Raw genomic sequence first — 17,233 nt, 5'->3', positions numbered from 1 at the left:
GCCCCAGAGGACGGGAAGGGTAGGGGCGGCGGGGGCGAAACACCCCCCGGCCTCAGCCCAGGCGTACGTCCTGCCACACCAACCGGTGATCCGACGTCGGAACACTCGTGCCGTTGCCGACCAGCCGATACAGCGGATCATCCGACGTCGGCCAGAAGACGCCGTTCGCGACGGGGACAAGACCGTGCGACGGAATGACGTGGTCCACGCGCAGATTGCCGGGCGCGGCGTCGTTGAAGTCGGCCGTGTCGTAGGCGGGGTCGCCGACGTGGGAGACGTTCGCGCCACCCTGGAGGCGGGCCGCCTCGACACCACCGCGGGCAGACGGCGGCGTGGCGGGCAGATTGACCGCCTTGTGGTCCAGGAGCTGGCGGACCGCGTGGTCGTAACTGTCGCCGTCGTACGGGTCGGCGTTCAGGTCGCCCGCGATCACGAATCGTGCCCCGGGCCGCAGCCCGCCCCGTACGCCCTTGTCGTCGTACAGGTACGCGCCGCGCCGGCGACCACCGATGTAGTCGGCCCAGAGCCGGATCTCGTCGTGGTTGCGACGGCCGTTGCGGTCCTCAGGCCCGTCGAAGGTGGGCGGAGTGGGATGCGAGACGAGGAAATGGACGGTGGAGGACCGGCCGTGGCCGAGGCGGATCGGCAGGTCCCAGTGGCTCTTGGAGGAGAGCCGGAAGACCGCCTGGGCCGCCGCGCTGTAGTACCCCGGCGGCATGACGTTGCCAGGCATGTCCTTCCACAGGAAGCGCTGGAAGGTACGGGCCGCGCGGACGTCGATCGGGTACTTGGAGAGGACGACCATGCCGTACTGCCCCGGGAAGAAGCCGTACCCGAACGCGTCCTGCCCGTACGCGTCGGAACCAGGCGTGGTGACGGCGCCGTTCTTGCCGTCGAAGTCCACCCCGGAGGCCACGCCCGTGTTCACGGGAGCGGTGAAGCGGTACGGGTAGCGGACCGGCTTCGCACCGTTCTGGCCGACGGCCAGGTAGTTGCTCAGGAACAGGCGGACGGCGGCCCCGGTCGCGTCGTAATCGAACTCGTTGATCAGGAGGACGTCCGGGTCGACGCGCTGGATGGTCTCGGCGGCGTTCCGCGCCTGCTGGTTGTCCGGCGTGGACAGGTCCGTGACGAGGGCGCCCTGAGTGCCACGGTTCAGCGAGGCGTTGAACGTGGCGAAACGGACGGCTCGTCGGGACGCGCTCGCGGGGCCGCCGTACGCGGTCGCGCCGGACGCCGTCGTGCCGGCCAGCGCCGCTCCGGCGAGACCGGCGAGACCGGTGAGCGCGGCACGGCGCGAGAACGGTGGACGTTGCGGTCTGGGGTGGTTCATCGAAGCTCCGGAGGAGGAGGGAAGAGGAGGAGGGGGGAACACGTGAACCCCCGTAGTCTCTGCGCGTAGACGCGGCTGCCACAAGGGGGTTCCGAGGACTCGCGGCCGACGGTGAAGCGGGGCTGTCGGACCATCAACATCACGGTGTACGCCCGCCAAAGACGCCCGCCAAAGACGCTGACCCACGAAGGTCACACGGCCTGAGCGCGCGCGGCTTGAGTACAAAGGCTCGCTCCGGCACCCGAACAATCGGGTGCCGGAGCGAGCCGCCGCCGTGAGCCGCCGCCGTCGGTCACCCGGAAAGCCCGGAAAGCACTGGCCGCCCACCCGTCCGCGGACGACGATGGCCCCATGTTGAGTACCCTGCTCGCCTTCCTCGGCGCCTGCCTGCTGATCGCCGCCTCGCCCGGACCGAGCACGGTGCTGATCATCAAGCAGTCGATACGCAGCAGACGCTCCGGGTTCCTGACAGTGCTGGGCAACGAGACCGGCGTCTTCGTCTGGGGGATCCTCGCGGCGTTCGGGTTGACCGCGCTGCTGGCCGCCTCCGAAGTGGCGTACGACGTGATGCGCATCGTCGGTGCCGTCGTCCTCGTCGTCTTCGGTGTGCAGACGCTGTGGCAGGCACGGCACGCGAAGGGCGCGGCGGATCCGGGCGCAGAGGAAGCCGTCGAGAAGAGCGGCTGGTCCTCCTACCGGGGTGGGCTGCTGCTGAATCTCGCCAACCCCAAGGCGGCGATCTTCGCGATGTCCTTCCTCCCGCAGTTCGTGCCCGAGGGAGCGCCGCATCTGCCCACCATGGTGGGGCTCGCCGCGCTCTGGGCGGTCTTCGAGGTCGGCTACTACAGCACGTACGTGTGGTTCGTCGGCCGGATGAAGGCGGTGCTGTCCCGGGCCGGGGTGCGGCGCCGGCTCGAGCAGGTCTCCGGTGGCGTGCTGCTGCTCCTGGGCGCACGCCTCGCGCTGGAGAGCTGATACCGCCACCGGGCGCCCCTTGCGGGAACCGGTCACACCCGGGAAAGGGGTGCTCACTGGCTCGCGTCGCCCCCGCTGTCCGGGCAGGATGGCTGACCGTAGACCCATTTGACCTACGGAGGCCCGGATGACCGCCACGCCCGCGCCCTTCACCGCCGACGACTACCGGGCTCGTATGCGGCGCGCCGCGCGGGCGGCCGCCGACGCGGGACTCGCCGGGGTGCTGGTCGCGCCCGGCCCCGACCTGGTGTGGCTCACCGGCTACGCACCGCCCGCCGACACCGAGCGGCTCACACTGCTGGTGCTCGCCGCCGGGGACGACCCGGAACCCGTTCTCGTCGTGCCCACCCTGGAGGCCCCGGACGCCGCGAAGGCCACGGGAGCGCCCGCGCTGACGCTGCGCGACTGGACCGACGGCAAGGACCCGTACGCGGCGACCGCCCCCCTCCTCGACGCCTCGGGCCGCTTCGGCATCAGCGACAACACGTGGGCGATGCACCTGCTGGGCCTCCAGCGGGAGCTGCCCGGCACCTCTTACGCCTCGCTCAGCGAGGGCCTGCCGATGCTGCGCGCCGTCAAGGACGCCGCCGAACTGGAACGCCTGGCGGCGGCCGGCGCAGCCGCGGACGAGACGTACGAGGAGATCCTGAACGTTCCCTTCGCGGGCCGCCGCGAGAGGGACGTCGCCGCGGATCTGGCCGAGCTGCTGCGCCGGTCCGGGCACTCCCAGGTGGACTTCACGGTCGTCGGCTCGGGCCCGAACGGCGCGAATCCGCACCACGAGGCGGGCGAGCGCGTCATCGAGCACGGCGACATGGTCGTCCTCGACTTCGGCGGCCTGAAGCACGGCTACGGCTCCGACACCTCCCGTACGGTGCACGTCGGTGAGCCGAGCGTCACCGAGCAGCGGGTGCACGACGTCGTCCGGGAGGCCCAGGAGGCGGCGTTCCGGGCGGTGAAACCCGGCATCGCCTGCGAGGACGTCGACCGGGTGGCCCGCGCGTACATCACCGAGGCCGGGTACGGGGACCGCTTCATCCACCGCACCGGGCACGGCATCGGAGTCACCACCCACGAACCGCCCTACATGGTGGAAGGCGAGAAGCAGCCTCTCGTGCCCGGGATGTGCTTCTCCGTAGAGCCCGGCATTTATCTCCCGGGCCGTTTCGGAGTGCGTATCGAGGACATCGTGACGGTCACCGAGGACGGCGGACGCCGCCTCAACAACACCGCCCGAGAGATGGCCATCGTCCACTGACCGCCCCTGAAGGAGACCGAGGACCCCGAACGGCAACGGCGCGACCATGACCCAGGCAGCGACACCCACCGCGGACACCGTGCGACGCCTCGTCCGCTCCCTGCTCCCGGACGGCGGCAGCTCCGACATCCGGCCCGTCGGCGAGGGCGGCGAGGCTTCCACCTGGTTCGTCGGCACGCGTCATGTGCTGCGCCTCGCCCCGGACCGCGAGGCCTCCGCGCGCCAGCGACGCGAACTGCGGCTGCGCGACCTGGTGCGCCCGCACATCCCGGTCGGCGTCCCGGTGAGCATCGCGCACGGTGAGTGGGCCGTCGGCCTCACCTACACGCTCGACAGCCGCGTCCCGGGCGGCTCCGGTGGCTCCGCCGAGCGGCACGACGTCTCCGCCGTCGGTGAGGCCGACCTGGCCGGGCTGCTCACCGGCCTGCGCGAGGTGCCCGTACGCCAGGCCGAGATGCTCGGTGTGCCCCGTGTCGCGCCCCGGTCCCTTGAGGCGCTGCGGGCCGCCGCCGCGCGCGCCGCCGAACAGCTCGCCGAGGCCGACGAGTTCGACGCCGCGCGGCTCCAGCAGCTCACCGCGCCCGCCGCCGTCCAGCTCGCCGCGCAGCCCCAGGGCGCCGTCCTCGTCCACCACGACCTCGGGGGCGGGCACCTCGTGGTGAGCGCCGACGGGCGCGTACGCGGCGTTCTCGGCTGGGCCGACGCGGTGGTCGGCGACCCCGCCGAGGACATCGCCGGTCTCGCGCTCGCCGTCGGCGCCCCGGCGGCCGTCCGCGCGGCGACCCTCGCCGGGTACGGTGCCCGCCCCTGCCTGCGCGGCCTGTGGCTGGCCCGCTGCGACGCCCTGATCCGCCTCGCCGACCGCCTCCAGGGCCGCGGCAGCGGCCCTCTGCCCCCGCTGCGCTCCCAGCTGGACCGTTCCTGGGAGGCGATCCTCCTCGAACGGGTCACGGAACTGCGCGACGACGACTGATCACTCCTGCGTCAGCACCACACACGACTCGCCCGGCAGGCTCAACAGGCCGTCCGCGCCCGGCACTTCGACCGGCTCCCAAGCCGCCAGCATGCGCACGCGAGCCGTGCCGAGAGGGATCGGCGCGGTCTCCTTGCCGAGGTTCACGGCCACCCGGACGTCACCCCGGCGGAACGCGAGCCAGCGGCCCTCCTCGTCGTAGGCGACCTTGACGTCCGCGAGGTCGGGGTCGGTGAGGTCTGCCTGGTCGTGCCGGAGGGCGATGAGTTCCCGGTACCAGGCGAGCACGCGCGCGTGGGGCTCGTTCTCCGGCTCGGACCAGTCGAGGCAGGAGCGGTCGCGGGTCGCCGGGTCCTGGGGATCGGGGACGTCTTCCTCGGCCCAGCCGTGCGCCGCGAATTCCCGCCGCCTGCCCCGCCGTACGGCCTCCGCCAGCTCCGGGTCCGTGTGGTCGGTGAAGAACTGCCAGGGCGTGCCCGCGGCCCACTCCTCACCCATGAACAGCATCGGCGTGAACGGCCCGGTGAGCGTCAGCGCCGCCCCGCAGGCCAGCAGGCCGGGGGAGAGGGAGGCGGAGAGCCGGTCGCCCTGGGCGCGGTTGCCGACCTGGTCGTGGGTCTGCGCGTAGCCGAGGAGACGGTGCGCGGAGACCCGCGTACGGTCCAGGGGGCGGCCATGACGGCGGCCACGGAAGCTGGAGTACGTGCCGTCGTGGAAGAAGCCGCCCGTCAGCGTCTTCGCGAGGGCCGCGAGCGGGGCCCGGGCGAAGTCCTCGTAGTAGCCCTGCGTCTCACCGGTCAGCGTGGTGTGCAGCGCGTGATGGAAGTCGTCGTTCCACTGCGCGTGCAGCCCGAGCCCGTTCTCCCTGCGGGGCGTGATCAGCCGCGGGTCGCCCAGGTCGGACTCGGCGACGAGGAAGAGCGGCCGGTCCAGTTCCCCGGAGAGCGTGTCCACGGCGGCCGACAGCTCCTCCAGGAAGTGACACGCGCGCGTGTCGCGCAGCGCGTGCACGGCGTCCAGACGCAGTCCGTCGAGCCGGTAGTCGCGCAGCCACGCCAGGGCGCTGCCCAGCAGATACGCGCGCACCTCGTCCGAGCCGGGCGCGTCCAGGTTGACGGCCGCGCCCCAGGGCGTGTGATGCGCGTCTGTCAAGTAGGGGCCGAACGCGGGCAGATGATTGCCGGACGGGCCGAAGTGGTTGTGCACGACGTCCAGGACGACACCGAGCCCGAGCTCGTGCGCCCGGTCGACGAAACGCTTCAGCGCCTCAGGGCCGCCGTACGGCTCGTGCACCGCCCACAGCGAGACGCCCTCGTAGCCCCAGCCGTGCCGCCCCGGGAACGGGCACAGCGGCATCAACTCGACGTGGGTGATCCCCAGTTCCGCGAGGTGCCCGAGACGCTCGGCCGCCGCGTCCAGGGTGCCCTCGCGCGTGTACGTCCCCACGTGCAGCTCGTACAGCACCGCGCCCGGCAGCCCGCGCCCGGCCCACTCGGCGCGCCACGCGTACCGGTCGTGGTCGACGACCGCGCTGAGCCCGTCGGGCCCGTCGGGCTGCCGCCGCGAGCGCGGGTCGGGCAGCACCGGGCCGTCGTCCACCGCGAACCCGTACCGCGTCCCGTCCTCGGCCTCCGCCTCACCCGTCCACCACCCCGCGCGGTCCTGATCGTGCTCCAGTGACTGCGTGCTGCCCGCGCAGTGGAGCGTCATACGGTCGGCCTGTGGTGCCCACACCTCGAACTGCACGGACGGTTCTCCCTCGTCTGCTCACCGTGATCTCGCCGGTCCCATGGTGCGTCACACGAGATCAATGCGCCGCTGAATCCCCTCGAACGAAGGATTGACCCCGGCGTCGGTCGCAGTACCGAACCAGAGGTGTCTCAAGTTCTTGTTTTTCTGGACACCTTGGCCCCGCTGACCGACAATCACCAGCGTGACGTCGTCTTTCGAGTTCCACACCTACCCCGCGCGGCTGTCGGACGCCGAGCGGGACAGAGCATTGAGTGTGCTCCAGGAGGGCGTCGCCCGGGGAAGGCTCTCGCACCACACGTTCGTCCTCCGGATGGAGCTCGCGCTCGCCGCCCGCACGCCCGACGAACTCGCCGCGCTCACCGCGGACCTGCGCACCGAGAGCCGGTGGTCGCGGCTGGTGTTCGGCGCCGTGGAGGCGGTTTCCGGCTTCACCGTACGGCTGCGCAGGGCCTGGCAGGCCGAGCGGCTCCCCAAGCTGCTGCTGCCCCGCCCCGACAGTCCGTACCCGCTGCGCATCGGCCGCGACCCGGCCAGCGGGCTCAGGCTCAGCCACGAGACGGTGTCCCGCGTGCACGCCGAACTCACCCGCCAGGGCGGCATGTGGGTGCTGCGCGACCTCGGCTCGACCAACGGCACGTCCGTCAACGGCCGGCGCGTGATCAGCGCCGCAGTGGTCAAGGACGGCGATCAGGTCAGCTTCGGACGGATGTCGTTCCGGCTCGCCTCGGCCTGAACACTCCAAACTGCCTGAACACTCCAAGCCGGCCGGCGGAATCGGCGCCTCCGGAAAGTGGCCCATGACGGCCGAATATCCCACTTGCGCGGCGGTGTTGACGTACCCGCGCAGTCGTGACTCACTGTGCGTACACCATGCACACCAAGTGAACCGACGGCCACTCGCAGCGGAGGTAAGACCCTGCCGCAACTCCTCCGCTACCCGTCCGTGGACGAGCTGCGCGTCCGGGCTGCCGCGCTCGTCGAGCGCAGCCCGAAGAACGCCCGGCTGCGCAGGGTGGGCACGTCACGCGCCGGGCTTCCACTGTGGCTGCTGTCCGTCGGACACGGCAGCCGTCAGGTCCTCGTCGTCGCGGGCCCGCACGCCAACGAGCCCGTGGGCGGCGCCACCGCCCTGCGGCTCGCCGAACGGGCGCTGGCCGACCCCCGGCTGTGCGAAGGCGCCGACGCGACCTGGAACCTGCTGCTGTGCCTCGACCCGGACGGCGCGCGCCGCAACGAGGGCTGGCTGTCGGGCCCGTACACCCTCGGCCACTACTTCCGGCACTTCTTCCGCCCCGGCTTCCTGGAGCAGCCCGAGTGGCTGCCCGACGGCGCGGAGGGCGCCGCCCTGCCGGAGACCCGCGTCCTGCTCGACCTCCAGGACGAACTGCGGCCCGTCTTCCAGGCCTCCCTGCACGGCGTCGACGTGGGCGGCGGCTTCGTCGAGCTGACCCGCGAACTGCCGGGCCTCGCGCCCCGCCTCGCCCACACCGCCGCCCGCCTGGGCATCCCGCTCGAACTCGGGCCGTACGACACGCTGTACTGGCCGACCCTGGGCCCCGCCGTCTACCGCATCCCGCCCCCGCGGCGCGCGGACCTGGCCGCCGCCATCACGGAGGCGGCCGTCGAGTCCACCTGGTTCCACCCGCACCGGTACGGCACGGTGACCGCGGTCGTCGAGGCGCCCATGTGGGGCGTACAGGCCGTGGAGGACGCCTCGCCGCCCGCCGACCCCGACGGGGTGCTCCGGGGCGTGAGCCGCACGCTGCGCCGCGACACACGGCTTCTGGAGGAGCTGCTGACGCGGATCCGCCCCGGCCTCGGCGCGGCAGCGGACACGGCCTCTCTCCTCGCGCCGGTCGACGACTATTTACTGGTCTGCCCCGGCCTCGCCGACTCCTGGGACCCCGACACGGACGCCGACGGCGGTACGCATCCACTGCCGCCGCTCGACACCGCACGCCTGACGGCCCTGCGTATCTCCGCGCGGCGGATAGCGCTGCGTACGGCGGGCCTGTTGCACCAGCTCGTGACGTGCTCCGGGCGCGACCCGTCCGGCGCGCTGCCGGACCTCGACCGGCTCATCGACGAATGGTGCGTGGACTACCACCATGGGCACCAGGCGCGCTGGATCCCGGTCGCGCGGCAGGTCGAGTACCAGGCGCGGGTGGTCCTCCACGCCTTCGAACTGACGGGCCGCCGACCCCCCGTGTCACGCCCCGACGCAAGCCCGGTCGGCGCTCCCCCAGCCAGAGCCGAGGTGCCGTTCGAGTGAGCTGGCAGTACCGCGCCCCTAGGAGGCCGCAGGCCTCCTAGGGGCGCGGGGAACTGCGCGACCAGCCCCCACCGACCCGCAGGTTCATAACCGTTCTCCCAGCGGAGCGCTCACGCCCGGTCCCGTGCATGCCGCGCCGCCGCCACCACCGTGCGGCTCTGATGCTCGACCTGGTGCTCCAGCGGCACCCAGCGCGCACGGAACCGTTCGGCGAAGGCCTCGCTCCAGGAGGCGACGAGGCGTTCCAGGGGCGGGACCGCCCGGTCGTCGGCCTCCTGGAGGACCCGCAGGAGCATCGCGGCGGCCCGCAGCGGAAGCCGGCGGCCGAACGCGTCCACACTTCCGACGTACGCCATCGTCGTGTCCGGAGGAGGCCGCTGGATCCAGTCGCACGCCAGCCCCGGCACCAGCTCCAGGGCCCACTTCGTGGCACGCAACAGCGGCCCGTCGGGCCCTGAAAGGCGTGGCAGCGCATCGGCGAGGACACCCTCCACCTGGAGCGAGTCGCGCAGGAGCCGTCGCGCCAGGCGTCGCATCGCCGCGGCCGGGGCGGGATGCGGCGCGGGGTCGTCCACCAGGTCGCTGGCCCACATCGGCACCTCGACGACCGCGGTCAGGCCGCCGTACCGGTGGGCGTGGTACCAGGTGCTGTGCCGGGCGTCGTCCGGAATGCTCGGGTACGGCGCGTCCGAGCCGGGCGCGGGCATCACATGCACACCGGGCCCCGATGTCGGCCAGCCCGCGGCGTCCGAGGCTCCCGTCTCGACCGGAATGTGCAGCTCCGCCGCGGACTTGGCGAACGGCTCCGCAAGACCCGGGACGTCCTTCGTCAACTGCACCCAGCTGCCGCCCAGATCGGTCCCGTGGAGGGTCGCCTGGAGGTAGGGGCGGAGCTCGTCGATGACCCCGATGAGGGCCCGCGTCTCGGGCGGCAGCCGGTCGGGCGGCAGCACGGACGGCGACCACTCCGGCTGCTCGGGCCCCGCCGGGCGGAAGAAGCCCAGGTGGTAGTCGAGCAGGTTCCGCGGCGCGGGCGTCTCATGGAGGCTGGCCCCGTCCGGGTCCGCGCAGAGCAGGAAGTGCCAGGACGTGCCGGCCCTCAACTGCCGCTCGTACAGGACCCGCTCGGCCAGCGACAACAAGGTGGAACCGCCGGTGGGTTCATTGGCGTGCGCACCCGCGACGACCAGCACGGCACGCTCGGCATGCCCCAGGGACAGCAGGTGCAGGGGCCGCCCCGCGCGCGAGACGCCGACTTGATCGAGGGAGCACAGACCGGGCCGATGAGCCGCCAGCGCCCGGGCGGACGCGACGAGTTCGGTCACATTGGGGTAGCGCGGTTCCGGCAGGAGACTCACCCCCGTCTTGGGCCCTACTGCCCGGCGTCGCAATCCGCAGTACTCCACGTACTGCGTGAACTGTCAAGGAGGTGACCGACGGCGTGCGGGCGCTCGGACAGCGCGGAGGTCAGGCACGCGAGCCTTCGGCATCGCCCACCCGTTCCAGGAGCACCACCGGCAACCGCTCGAAAAGCACCTCCACGCGCGCGTGCCCCGTGAACTCCCTTCCCGGGGTGAGCAGATCGGCCCACCGTCCGGCGGGCAGCGGCAGCAGTGTGTCGCGCCAGCCGCCCGCCTCCTCCAGGCGCAGCGACAGCCGTGTGACGGCGGTGATCACCTCTGCGGAGCGTACGAATGCCACGCAGTGCGCGGCGGCCGGGCCCTCCGCGTCGAGCGGGGCGTACGCCGCCGACTCGCCGAACACGGTGGGGCGCTCCCTGCGCAGTCGCAGCGCGGTCGTGGTGAGCGCGGCCTTCTCCGTGGACAGATCACCCGAGTCCTTCGGCGGGAAGTGGACCGTCCGCCGGTTGTCCGGGTCCACGAGCGCCCGGTATTCGACCTCCGTACCCTGATAGACGTCCGGCACGCCCGGCATCGTCAGATGGACCAGGGCCGCCCCGAGGGCGTTCGCCCGCACATGCGGCTCCAGGGAGACCCTGAACTCGGCCGCGCGCCGTCCGGGCGCCCCGCACGGCCCCGCCCTGAGGAACGCGGCCACAGAGGCCTCGTACGCGGGATCCTGCTCGGTCCACGAGGTGAACAGACCGGCCTCCCGGACGTGCTTCAACAAGGCGCCCTGAAGCCGGTCCTCGGCCGCGGGCCCGAGGCCGATCGTCGTCTGCCACGCGGCCCACGCCACCTGGGGATCCGGTGCGCCCACCCCGTCGACCGCCATCTGCCCGGTCACCTCGGCCAGCAGATCGGCCCAGCGCAGCGGGCACTGGGTGAGCACGGAGATCGCCGCCCGCACATCGGCGCTGCGCTTGGTGTCGTGCGTGGACAGTACGGTGCCGGTGGCGGGCCAGTCGCGCTGCACGCGCGCGCAGTACGCGTGGAAGTCCTCCGGGGACACGGTGGGCACCCCGGGCTCGCCGCCCACCTCGTTCACCGACAGGACGGGCACATACCGGTAGAACGCCGTGTCCTCCACCGACTTGGCCCGCAGCGCCGACGCGGTCTGCGCGAACCGGGCCCGGAACCCCTCGTACTCGGGCCCGTCACCCATCCGGCCGAGCACCAGGTCCCGTACGACGTCCACCGCATGGGACTCCTCGGGCACCGTGAAGGCCTGCCGGGCCTCGTGCGCGGCCTCCTCGGTGACGACCGACGCGGCGTCCGAGGAGGCATACGGCCGGTAGACCTCGAGTCGTACGAGGAGTTCGCGCAGCGCGGTGCCCAGGGCCCAGGGGGCGTGGTCGCGCAGCTCGGGGTCCGGGGAGGTGCGGCACAGGCGGTCGGCCTCGCGGATGAGGCGGTCGATCTCGGTGGCGAGCTCGTGATGGACCACCTTGTACGCGGCCCGCCGCACGGTCGCCTCCCAGACGCCGCCACGGTCGGCCTGCGGGTACGCGAACCGCCGGTACTGGCCGAGGAGTTCCCCCGCGCCCGCCGGGTCCGTGAACAGGCCGTCGATGTGCCGCAGCGCGTCGTAGCCGGTGGTGCCCGCGACCGGCCACGCGGCGGGCAGCGGTTCGCTCTCCGCGAGGATCTTCTCGACCACCGTCCAGCGTCCGCCCGTCGCCTCGTGGAGCCGCTGGAGGTACGCGTCCGGGTCCGCGAGGCCGTCCGGGTGGTCGATCCGCAGCCCGTCGACCACGCCGTCGTGCAGCAGCTGAAGGGTCTTCGCGTGGGTGGCCTCGAACACCTCCGGGTCCTCCACCCGTACCCCGATCAGCTCCGAAATGCTGAAGAAACGCCGGTAGTTGAGATCGGTACGGGCCAGCCGCCACCAGCCCAGGCGGTACCACTGCGCGTCCAGGAGCTGAGGCAGCGGCAGGTCCTCGGTGCCGGCGCGCAAGGGGAACGCATGTTCGTGATAGCGCAGCACGTCGCCGTCGACCTCCAGGGAGCCGATCTCCGCACCGAGCCGCCCGCCGAGCACCGGCAGCAGCACCCGGCCGTCCTGGGCCTGCCAGTCGATGTCGAACCAGCGCGCGTACGGCGAGCCCGGACCCTCGCGCAGCACCTCCCACAGGGGGCGGTTGTGGCGCGGGACCATCGCCATGTGGTTCGGCACGATGTCCACCACGAGCCCCAGGCCGTGCTCCCGCGCGGTGCGCGACAGGGACCGCAGGCCCTCCTCGCCGCCCAGCTCGTCCCGCACGCGCGCGTGGTCCACCACGTCGTAGCCGTGCAGCGACCCCGGCACGGCCTCCAGCACCGGCGACAGATGCAGATGCGAGACGCCGATCGAAGCCAGATACGGCACAGCCGCCGCGGCGGCCCCGAACGGGAACTCCGGCTGCAGCTGAAGCCGGTACGTGGCGGTCGGAGCCTGTTCGTGGCGCTCAGGTGTCATGGCACCTACGTACCCGCAGGGGAGCCTTTCGTGTCATAGACACGCTGGCGCTCCGTTGGGAGGGGCAGTTTTGACGCTGCGGGTCGGCTGTGGCTGGTCGCGCCCACGCGGCGGAGCCGCAAATTGATACAGCCCCGCGCCCCTGAAGGAAGGCCTGCGGCCTCCTTCAGGGGCGCGGGGCTGCGACATCACGCGGGTCGCTGCAACACCATCACGCTCCGGTCCACCAGCGTCAGCCGGTCGCCCGCCTGGACCTTCGCCCCCGTCGCCGGCGGCATCCCCTCCGACCGCGACGTGTCGACGACCACCTGCCACTGCCGCCCGTGGTCGACCGGCACCACGAACTCCATGGTCTTGGGCGAGGCGTTGAACATCAGCAGGAACGAGTCGTCGCTGATGCGCTCCCCGCGCGGGCCCGGCTCGGAGATCGCGTTGCCGTTGAGGAAGACGGACAGCGCCCGCGCCTGCGTGGAGTTCCAGTCGCGCTGGGTCATCTCCTTGCCCGCCGGGGTGAACCAGGCGATGTCCGACAGCTCGTCGTGGGTGCCCTGCACGGGCCGCCCGTGGAAGAACCGGCGCCGCCGGAAGACCGGGTGGTCACGGCGCAGCCACACCATCGCGCGCGTGAACGCGAGCAGCTCGGCGGCGTTCTCGGCGGCCTCGGGATCCTCGGGCCAGGGCACCCAGGCCAGCTCGTTGTCCTGGCAGTACGCGTTGTTGTTGCCGCCCTGCGTGCGCGCGAACTCGTCGCCGTGGCTGAGCATCGGCACGCCCTGGGAGAGCATCAGCGTCGCGATGAAGTTCCGCATCTGCCGCGCCCGCAGCTCCAGGACCTCCGGGTCGTCGGTCTCGCCCTCGACCCCGCAGTTCCAGGACCGGTTGTGGCTCTCGCCGTCGCGGTTGTCCTCGCCGTTCGCCGCGTTGTGCTTCTCGTTGTACGACACCATGTCGTGCAGCGTGAAGCCGTCGTGGCAGGTCACGAAGTTGATCGAGGCGAGCGGCCGCCGGCCGTCGTCCTGGTAGAGGTCGGAGGAGCCGGTCAGCCGGGACGCGAACTCCGCGAGCGTGCGCGGCTCGCCCCGCCACAGGTCCCGTACGGTGTCGCGGTACTTGCCGTTCCACTCCGTCCACAGCGGCGGGAAATTGCCCACCTGGTAGCCGCCCTCGCCGACGTCCCACGGTTCGGCGATCAGCTTCACCTGGGAGACCACCGGGTCCTGCTGCACCAGGTCGAAGAACGACGACAGCCGGTCCACCTCGTGGAACTGCCGGGCCAGCGTGGCCGCGAGGTCGAAGCGGAACCCGTCGACGTGCATCTCGGTGACCCAGTAGCGCAGCGAGTCCATGATCAGCTGGAGCACGTGCGGGGAGCGCATCAGCAGGGAGTTGCCCGTCCCCGTGGTGTCCATGTAGTAGCGGGGATCGTCCGTCAGCCGGTAGTACGAGGCGTTGTCGAGGCCCCTGAAGGACAGCGTCGGCCCCAGGTGGTTGCCCTCCGCCGTGTGGTTGTAGACGACATCCAGGATGACCTCGATGCCCGCCTCGTGCAGCGCCCGTACGGCCGACTTGAACTCCAGGACCTGCTGTCCGCGGTCGCCCCAGGAGGCGTACGCATTGTGCGGGGCGAAGAAACCGATCGTGTTGTAGCCCCAGTAGTTGTTCAGGCCCATGTCCACCAGACGGTGGTCGTTCACGAACTGGTGGACCGGCATCAGCTCCAGCGCCGTCACACCCAGCTCCGTCAGGTGCTCGATGATCGCCGGATGCGCCAGCGCCGCGTACGTGCCGCGCAGCTCCTCCGGCAGCGCCGGATGGCGCATGGTGAGGCCCTTCACATGGGCCTCGTAGATCATTGTCTCGTGGTACTCCGTGCGGGGGAGCCGGTCGTCGCCCCAGTCGAAGTACGGGTTGACCACCACCGAGGACATCATGTGGGGTGCCGAGTCAAGATCGTTGCGCTTGTTCGGCGACCCGAAGTGATAGCCGTACACCTCCTCGCCCCAGTCGATGCTGCCGCTGATGGCACGCGCGTACGGATCGAGCAGGAGCTTCGCGGAATTGCAGCGCTGCCCGCGCTCGGGCGCGTACGGACCGTGCACACGGAAGCCGTACCGCTGCCCGGGCATGACGCCGGGCAGGTACGCGTGCCGCACGAACGCGTCCGACTCCCGCAGCTCTATCGCCGTCTCCGAACCATCGTCATGGAGCAGACACAGCTCGATTCGGTCGGCGGCCTCCGAGAAGACCGCGAAGTTGGTGCCGGCGCCGTCATACGTGGCACCGAGTGGGTACGCCTGTCCAGGCCAGACCTGCATGGATACGACTCTTCCAGTTGTGCGACGTCGCTTGGGGCGACTCCGGCCCGAGTCTCCCCGAAAGTGATGGAACCACCTATGACTTACGTCCCTCTTACCGAGCGACCAGTGCATACACGGTATGAGTGCCGACACCAGTGGGGCTCAAGGGACTCCTAGGAATACAGGGGAGTAGGGGGAAATGTGCGCAAGATAGTGCACCGCCATCTGGGCAAGGTGGTGGCGGGGGCGGGCATAGCGGTCGCCGGGACCGCTGTGATGGTCGCCGTCACGCTGCCGGGCTCGGCGGGGGCCGACGACTCGGGCAGTGGCACGGGAGCCGGCCAGAGCGCCCAGGAGGCGGGACAGGGGGGCCAGGAGCAGGGGCAGGCCGCCGTGCAGCCGGGCGTCGTCGAGCAGGCCCCGGCCGAGGGCGACGAGGGCAAGGGGCGCGACCCGCTGACCGACGACGAGACCAAGCGCGTCGAGCAGCTCGCCCTGGACCAGCAGCTGCGGCGCTCCAGCGAGAACGTGGAGGGGGACGGGGGCCCGGAGCCGATCACAGTCGACCTCGCCGACCCCGAGACGAGCGAACTGGACGACCCCGACGCGCCGCGGCGCGCCGAGGTGTCGTTCTACGACTACAAGGACGACTCGCTCGTCACCAAGACCGTCAACCTCGACACCGGCAAGGTCGAGGCGACGGACACCCAGCAGGGTGTCCAGCCGCCCCTCAGCCGTGACGAGACCGTCGAGGCCGCGAAGCTCCTGATCGCCGACCCGCTCGGCGCCGGCCTGAAGGCGGACTTCAAGGACGCCACCGGCAACGAACTGACCACGCCCGACCAGCTCCTTCTCAACAGCATGGTCTTCCGGGCGAATCCCGGGACGCCCGCAGCGCTCGCCGACTGCGGTGAGCACCGCTGCCTGCGTCTGTTCGTGAAGGCGAAGAACGGGCCCTGGATCGACAGCCGTGACCTGGTGATCGATCTCAGCGCCCGCAAGGTCGCCAAGGTCGGCTGAGCCGCCTCCGTCCACTTTTCCAACTCACGCTCTTCTTTAAGGAAGTCATCTCTCCATGCGCGTGAACAGAATCAGCCGTGCCCGCAGCCGGACCGCGGTGGGCCTCTCGGTGGCCGCCCTGACCGTCGGCGCGACGACGGCCGCGGGACCGGCCGCCGCCGAACCCGCGGCCAAGCCGAAGGCCGCCCCCGCGGCGGCCGCCGACTGCAGCGCGGCGTACAAGATCGAGCAGACACTGGCCGCCGGCACCAAGTGGACGATGTGCTGGCGCTACGAGAGCGAGGCCGGGCTCGTCCTGGAGAACGTCTCGTACCAGCCCAAGGGCGAGGCCAGTCCGATACGCGTCCTGACCAGCGCGAAGCTCGCCCAGATCCATGTCCCCTACGACGACGGCTCGGTCGAGTACGACGACCTCACGGGCGCCGGCTTCGGACAGGGCCTGATGAACATGGCCCCCGGAGAGTGCCCCGGCGGCACCATCAAGACCGTCAAGGTCCCGGACGCCTGGGACCCGGAGCACCCGAACGTCAAGGGCCTGTGCACCACCACCCGGTCCCGCGGCCACGCCTACCGCATGCAGGGCGACAGCGCGAACAAGGTCTTCCAGCAGCAGGGCAAGGACCTGCTCGTCTACACCGTCAACCAGGTCGGCTGGTACGAGTACATCACCGAGTGGCGTTTCCAGGACGACGGCCAGATCAACATGAACGTCGGCGCCACCGGCAGCCTCTCGCCCGGCGACTACGACGCGGGCGACGGCCGCGGCTGGCCGATCGGCAAGGGCGCCAAGGACTACGCCACCAGCCACAGCCACAACGTTTTCTGGCGGCTCAACTTCGGCCTCGACGGCAACTCCAAGAACAAGGTCGAGCAGTACGACTCCGTGGTCAGCCCGCCCGCCGCCGGCGGCGAGGCCCCGCGCAACAAGACCACGCGCACGAAGATCACCAAGGAACTCGCGGGCGACGCCAAGAACATGCGCTGGTGGCGAGTCGTCAGCACGACCGGCAAGAACAAGGACGAACACGCCCGTTCGTACGAGTTCGTCCCGGGCGCCACGTCCAAGTACCCGGGCCGCAGCTACACCAAGCACGACGTCTACTTCACCCAGTACAAGAAGTGCGAGCAGTTCGCCAGCCACAACCTGCTCAACTGCGGTGCCGGAGGCGGCAAGTCCGTCGACAAGTGGGTCAACGGACAGAACCTCACCCACCCGGTGGCCTGGGTGAACATCGGCTTCCACCATGTCGCCCGGGACGAGGACCAGCAGCCGATGCCGGTCCACTGGCAGGGCTTCTCCCTCACCCCGCGCGACGTCACCGCTATGAATCCGCTCACTCCGCCCGCCCTTGCCGACGAGAACGGGCAAGTGGAAGAAGGAGGTTGAGAAACGACCTGTCCATCCGGCTGCACCGCCGACCGCCCACGGAGTACCCTTCCTTGATCGTTGGCTGGGGGAGTGCTCGGGGGAGCGGAAGGCGGTGCGCGGGTGGGC

General features: G+C 71.3%; 12 protein-coding genes. 7 read left to right on the top strand and 5 right to left on the bottom strand.

Going from position 1 to position 17,233, the window contains the following annotated elements:
* Window positions 1-52: 52 nt before the first annotated feature.
* On the bottom strand, window positions 53-1,333 hold the full coding sequence (locus G5C60_RS40595) for an endonuclease/exonuclease/phosphatase family protein (protein WP_165267437.1): 1,281 nt from the start codon (window positions 1,331-1,333) through the stop codon (window positions 53-55).
* A gap of 351 nt (window positions 1,334-1,684) precedes the next feature.
* On the opposite strand from G5C60_RS40595, the gene G5C60_RS40590 reads away from it, so the two are divergent.
* The 3 genes from G5C60_RS40590 (at window position 1,685) to G5C60_RS40580 (ending at window position 4,539) form a co-directional block, all read left to right on the top strand.
* Window positions 1,685-2,308: a LysE family translocator gene (locus tag G5C60_RS40590; protein ID WP_165267435.1), complete on the top strand. Its 624-nt coding sequence runs from the start codon at window positions 1,685-1,687 to the stop codon at window positions 2,306-2,308.
* Window positions 2,309-2,435: 127 nt separating this feature from the next.
* The gene (locus G5C60_RS40585; protein ID WP_165267433.1) at window positions 2,436-3,566 is read left to right on the top strand and encodes an aminopeptidase P family protein; all 1,131 of its coding nucleotides are present in this window, start codon (window positions 2,436-2,438) and stop codon (window positions 3,564-3,566) included.
* A 46-nt stretch (window positions 3,567-3,612) separates the two neighbouring features.
* Complete coding sequence (locus G5C60_RS40580; RefSeq protein WP_165267431.1) at window positions 3,613-4,539, top strand: aminoglycoside phosphotransferase family protein; 927 nt, start codon at window positions 3,613-3,615, stop codon at window positions 4,537-4,539.
* Here G5C60_RS40580 and treZ read toward each other — a convergent pair whose 3' ends face one another.
* On the bottom strand, window positions 4,540-6,285 hold the full coding sequence (gene treZ, locus G5C60_RS40575; RefSeq protein WP_165267429.1) for a malto-oligosyltrehalose trehalohydrolase: 1,746 nt from the start codon (window positions 6,283-6,285) through the stop codon (window positions 4,540-4,542).
* A 187-nt stretch (window positions 6,286-6,472) separates the two neighbouring features.
* Here treZ and G5C60_RS40570 point away from each other — a divergent pair, with 187 nt between their 5' ends.
* Together G5C60_RS40570 and G5C60_RS40565 are read left to right on the top strand one after the other, a co-directional pair.
* On the top strand, window positions 6,473-7,024 hold the full coding sequence (locus G5C60_RS40570) for an FHA domain-containing protein (RefSeq protein WP_165267427.1): 552 nt from the start codon (window positions 6,473-6,475) through the stop codon (window positions 7,022-7,024).
* Window positions 7,025-7,234: 210 nt separating this feature from the next.
* On the top strand, window positions 7,235-8,563 hold the full coding sequence (locus tag G5C60_RS40565) for a M14 family zinc carboxypeptidase (protein ID WP_165267425.1): 1,329 nt from the start codon (window positions 7,235-7,237) through the stop codon (window positions 8,561-8,563).
* A 110-nt stretch (window positions 8,564-8,673) separates the two neighbouring features.
* Here the strand turns inward: G5C60_RS40565 and G5C60_RS40560 are convergent, their stop codons facing one another.
* The 3 genes from G5C60_RS40560 to glgX all read right to left on the bottom strand — a co-directional run bounded on the left by G5C60_RS40560 (window position 8,674) and on the right by glgX (window position 14,736).
* The gene (locus G5C60_RS40560; protein ID WP_165267423.1) at window positions 8,674-9,921 is read right to left on the bottom strand and encodes a M14 family zinc carboxypeptidase; all 1,248 of its coding nucleotides are present in this window, start codon (window positions 9,919-9,921) and stop codon (window positions 8,674-8,676) included.
* 109 nt (window positions 9,922-10,030) lie between these two features.
* The gene (gene treY, locus G5C60_RS40555) at window positions 10,031-12,421 is read right to left on the bottom strand and encodes a malto-oligosyltrehalose synthase (protein WP_165267421.1); all 2,391 of its coding nucleotides are present in this window, start codon (window positions 12,419-12,421) and stop codon (window positions 10,031-10,033) included.
* A 188-nt stretch (window positions 12,422-12,609) separates the two neighbouring features.
* Window positions 12,610-14,736, bottom strand: a complete 2,127-nt coding sequence (gene glgX, locus G5C60_RS40550; protein ID WP_165267419.1) for a glycogen debranching protein GlgX — start codon at window positions 14,734-14,736, stop codon at window positions 12,610-12,612.
* Between the two features lie 183 nt (window positions 14,737-14,919).
* Here glgX and G5C60_RS40545 point away from each other — a divergent pair, with 183 nt between their 5' ends.
* Both G5C60_RS40545 and G5C60_RS40540 read left to right on the top strand, forming a co-directional pair.
* Window positions 14,920-15,738: a Tat pathway signal sequence domain protein gene (locus tag G5C60_RS40545; protein WP_165267417.1), complete on the top strand. Its 819-nt coding sequence runs from the start codon at window positions 14,920-14,922 to the stop codon at window positions 15,736-15,738.
* A gap of 55 nt (window positions 15,739-15,793) precedes the next feature.
* Entirely contained in the window at window positions 15,794-17,125 is a 1,332-nt protein-coding gene (locus G5C60_RS40540) for a copper amine oxidase (RefSeq protein ID WP_165267415.1), read from the top strand.
* Window positions 17,126-17,233 lie beyond the last annotated feature (108 nt).

This window comes from Streptomyces scabichelini, assembly GCF_011045015.1.
GTDB classification, from domain to species: domain Bacteria; phylum Actinomycetota; class Actinomycetes; order Streptomycetales; family Streptomycetaceae; genus Streptomyces; species Streptomyces scabichelini.
The sequence above is the reverse complement of the archived record's forward strand: the minus strand, read 5'-3'. Positions and strand labels throughout refer to the sequence as shown.

Excerpts from the sequence above, each read along its gene's own strand:
- G5C60_RS40595 (WP_165267437.1), bottom strand. The coding sequence starts at position 1,333 with ATGAACCACCCCAGACCGCAACGTCCACCGTTCTCGCGCCGTGCCGCG.
- G5C60_RS40590 (WP_165267435.1), top strand. The coding sequence starts at position 1,685 with ATGTTGAGTACCCTGCTCGCCTTCCTCGGCGCCTGCCTGCTGATCGCC.
- G5C60_RS40585 (WP_165267433.1), top strand. The coding sequence starts at position 2,436 with ATGACCGCCACGCCCGCGCCCTTCACCGCCGACGACTACCGGGCTCGT.
- G5C60_RS40580 (WP_165267431.1), top strand. The coding sequence starts at position 3,613 with ATGACCCAGGCAGCGACACCCACCGCGGACACCGTGCGACGCCTCGTC.
- treY (WP_165267421.1), bottom strand. The coding sequence starts at position 12,421 with ATGACACCTGAGCGCCACGAACAGGCTCCGACCGCCACGTACCGGCTT.
- glgX (WP_165267419.1), bottom strand. The coding sequence starts at position 14,736 with ATGCAGGTCTGGCCTGGACAGGCGTACCCACTCGGTGCCACGTATGAC.
- G5C60_RS40540 (WP_165267415.1), top strand. The coding sequence starts at position 15,794 with ATGCGCGTGAACAGAATCAGCCGTGCCCGCAGCCGGACCGCGGTGGGC.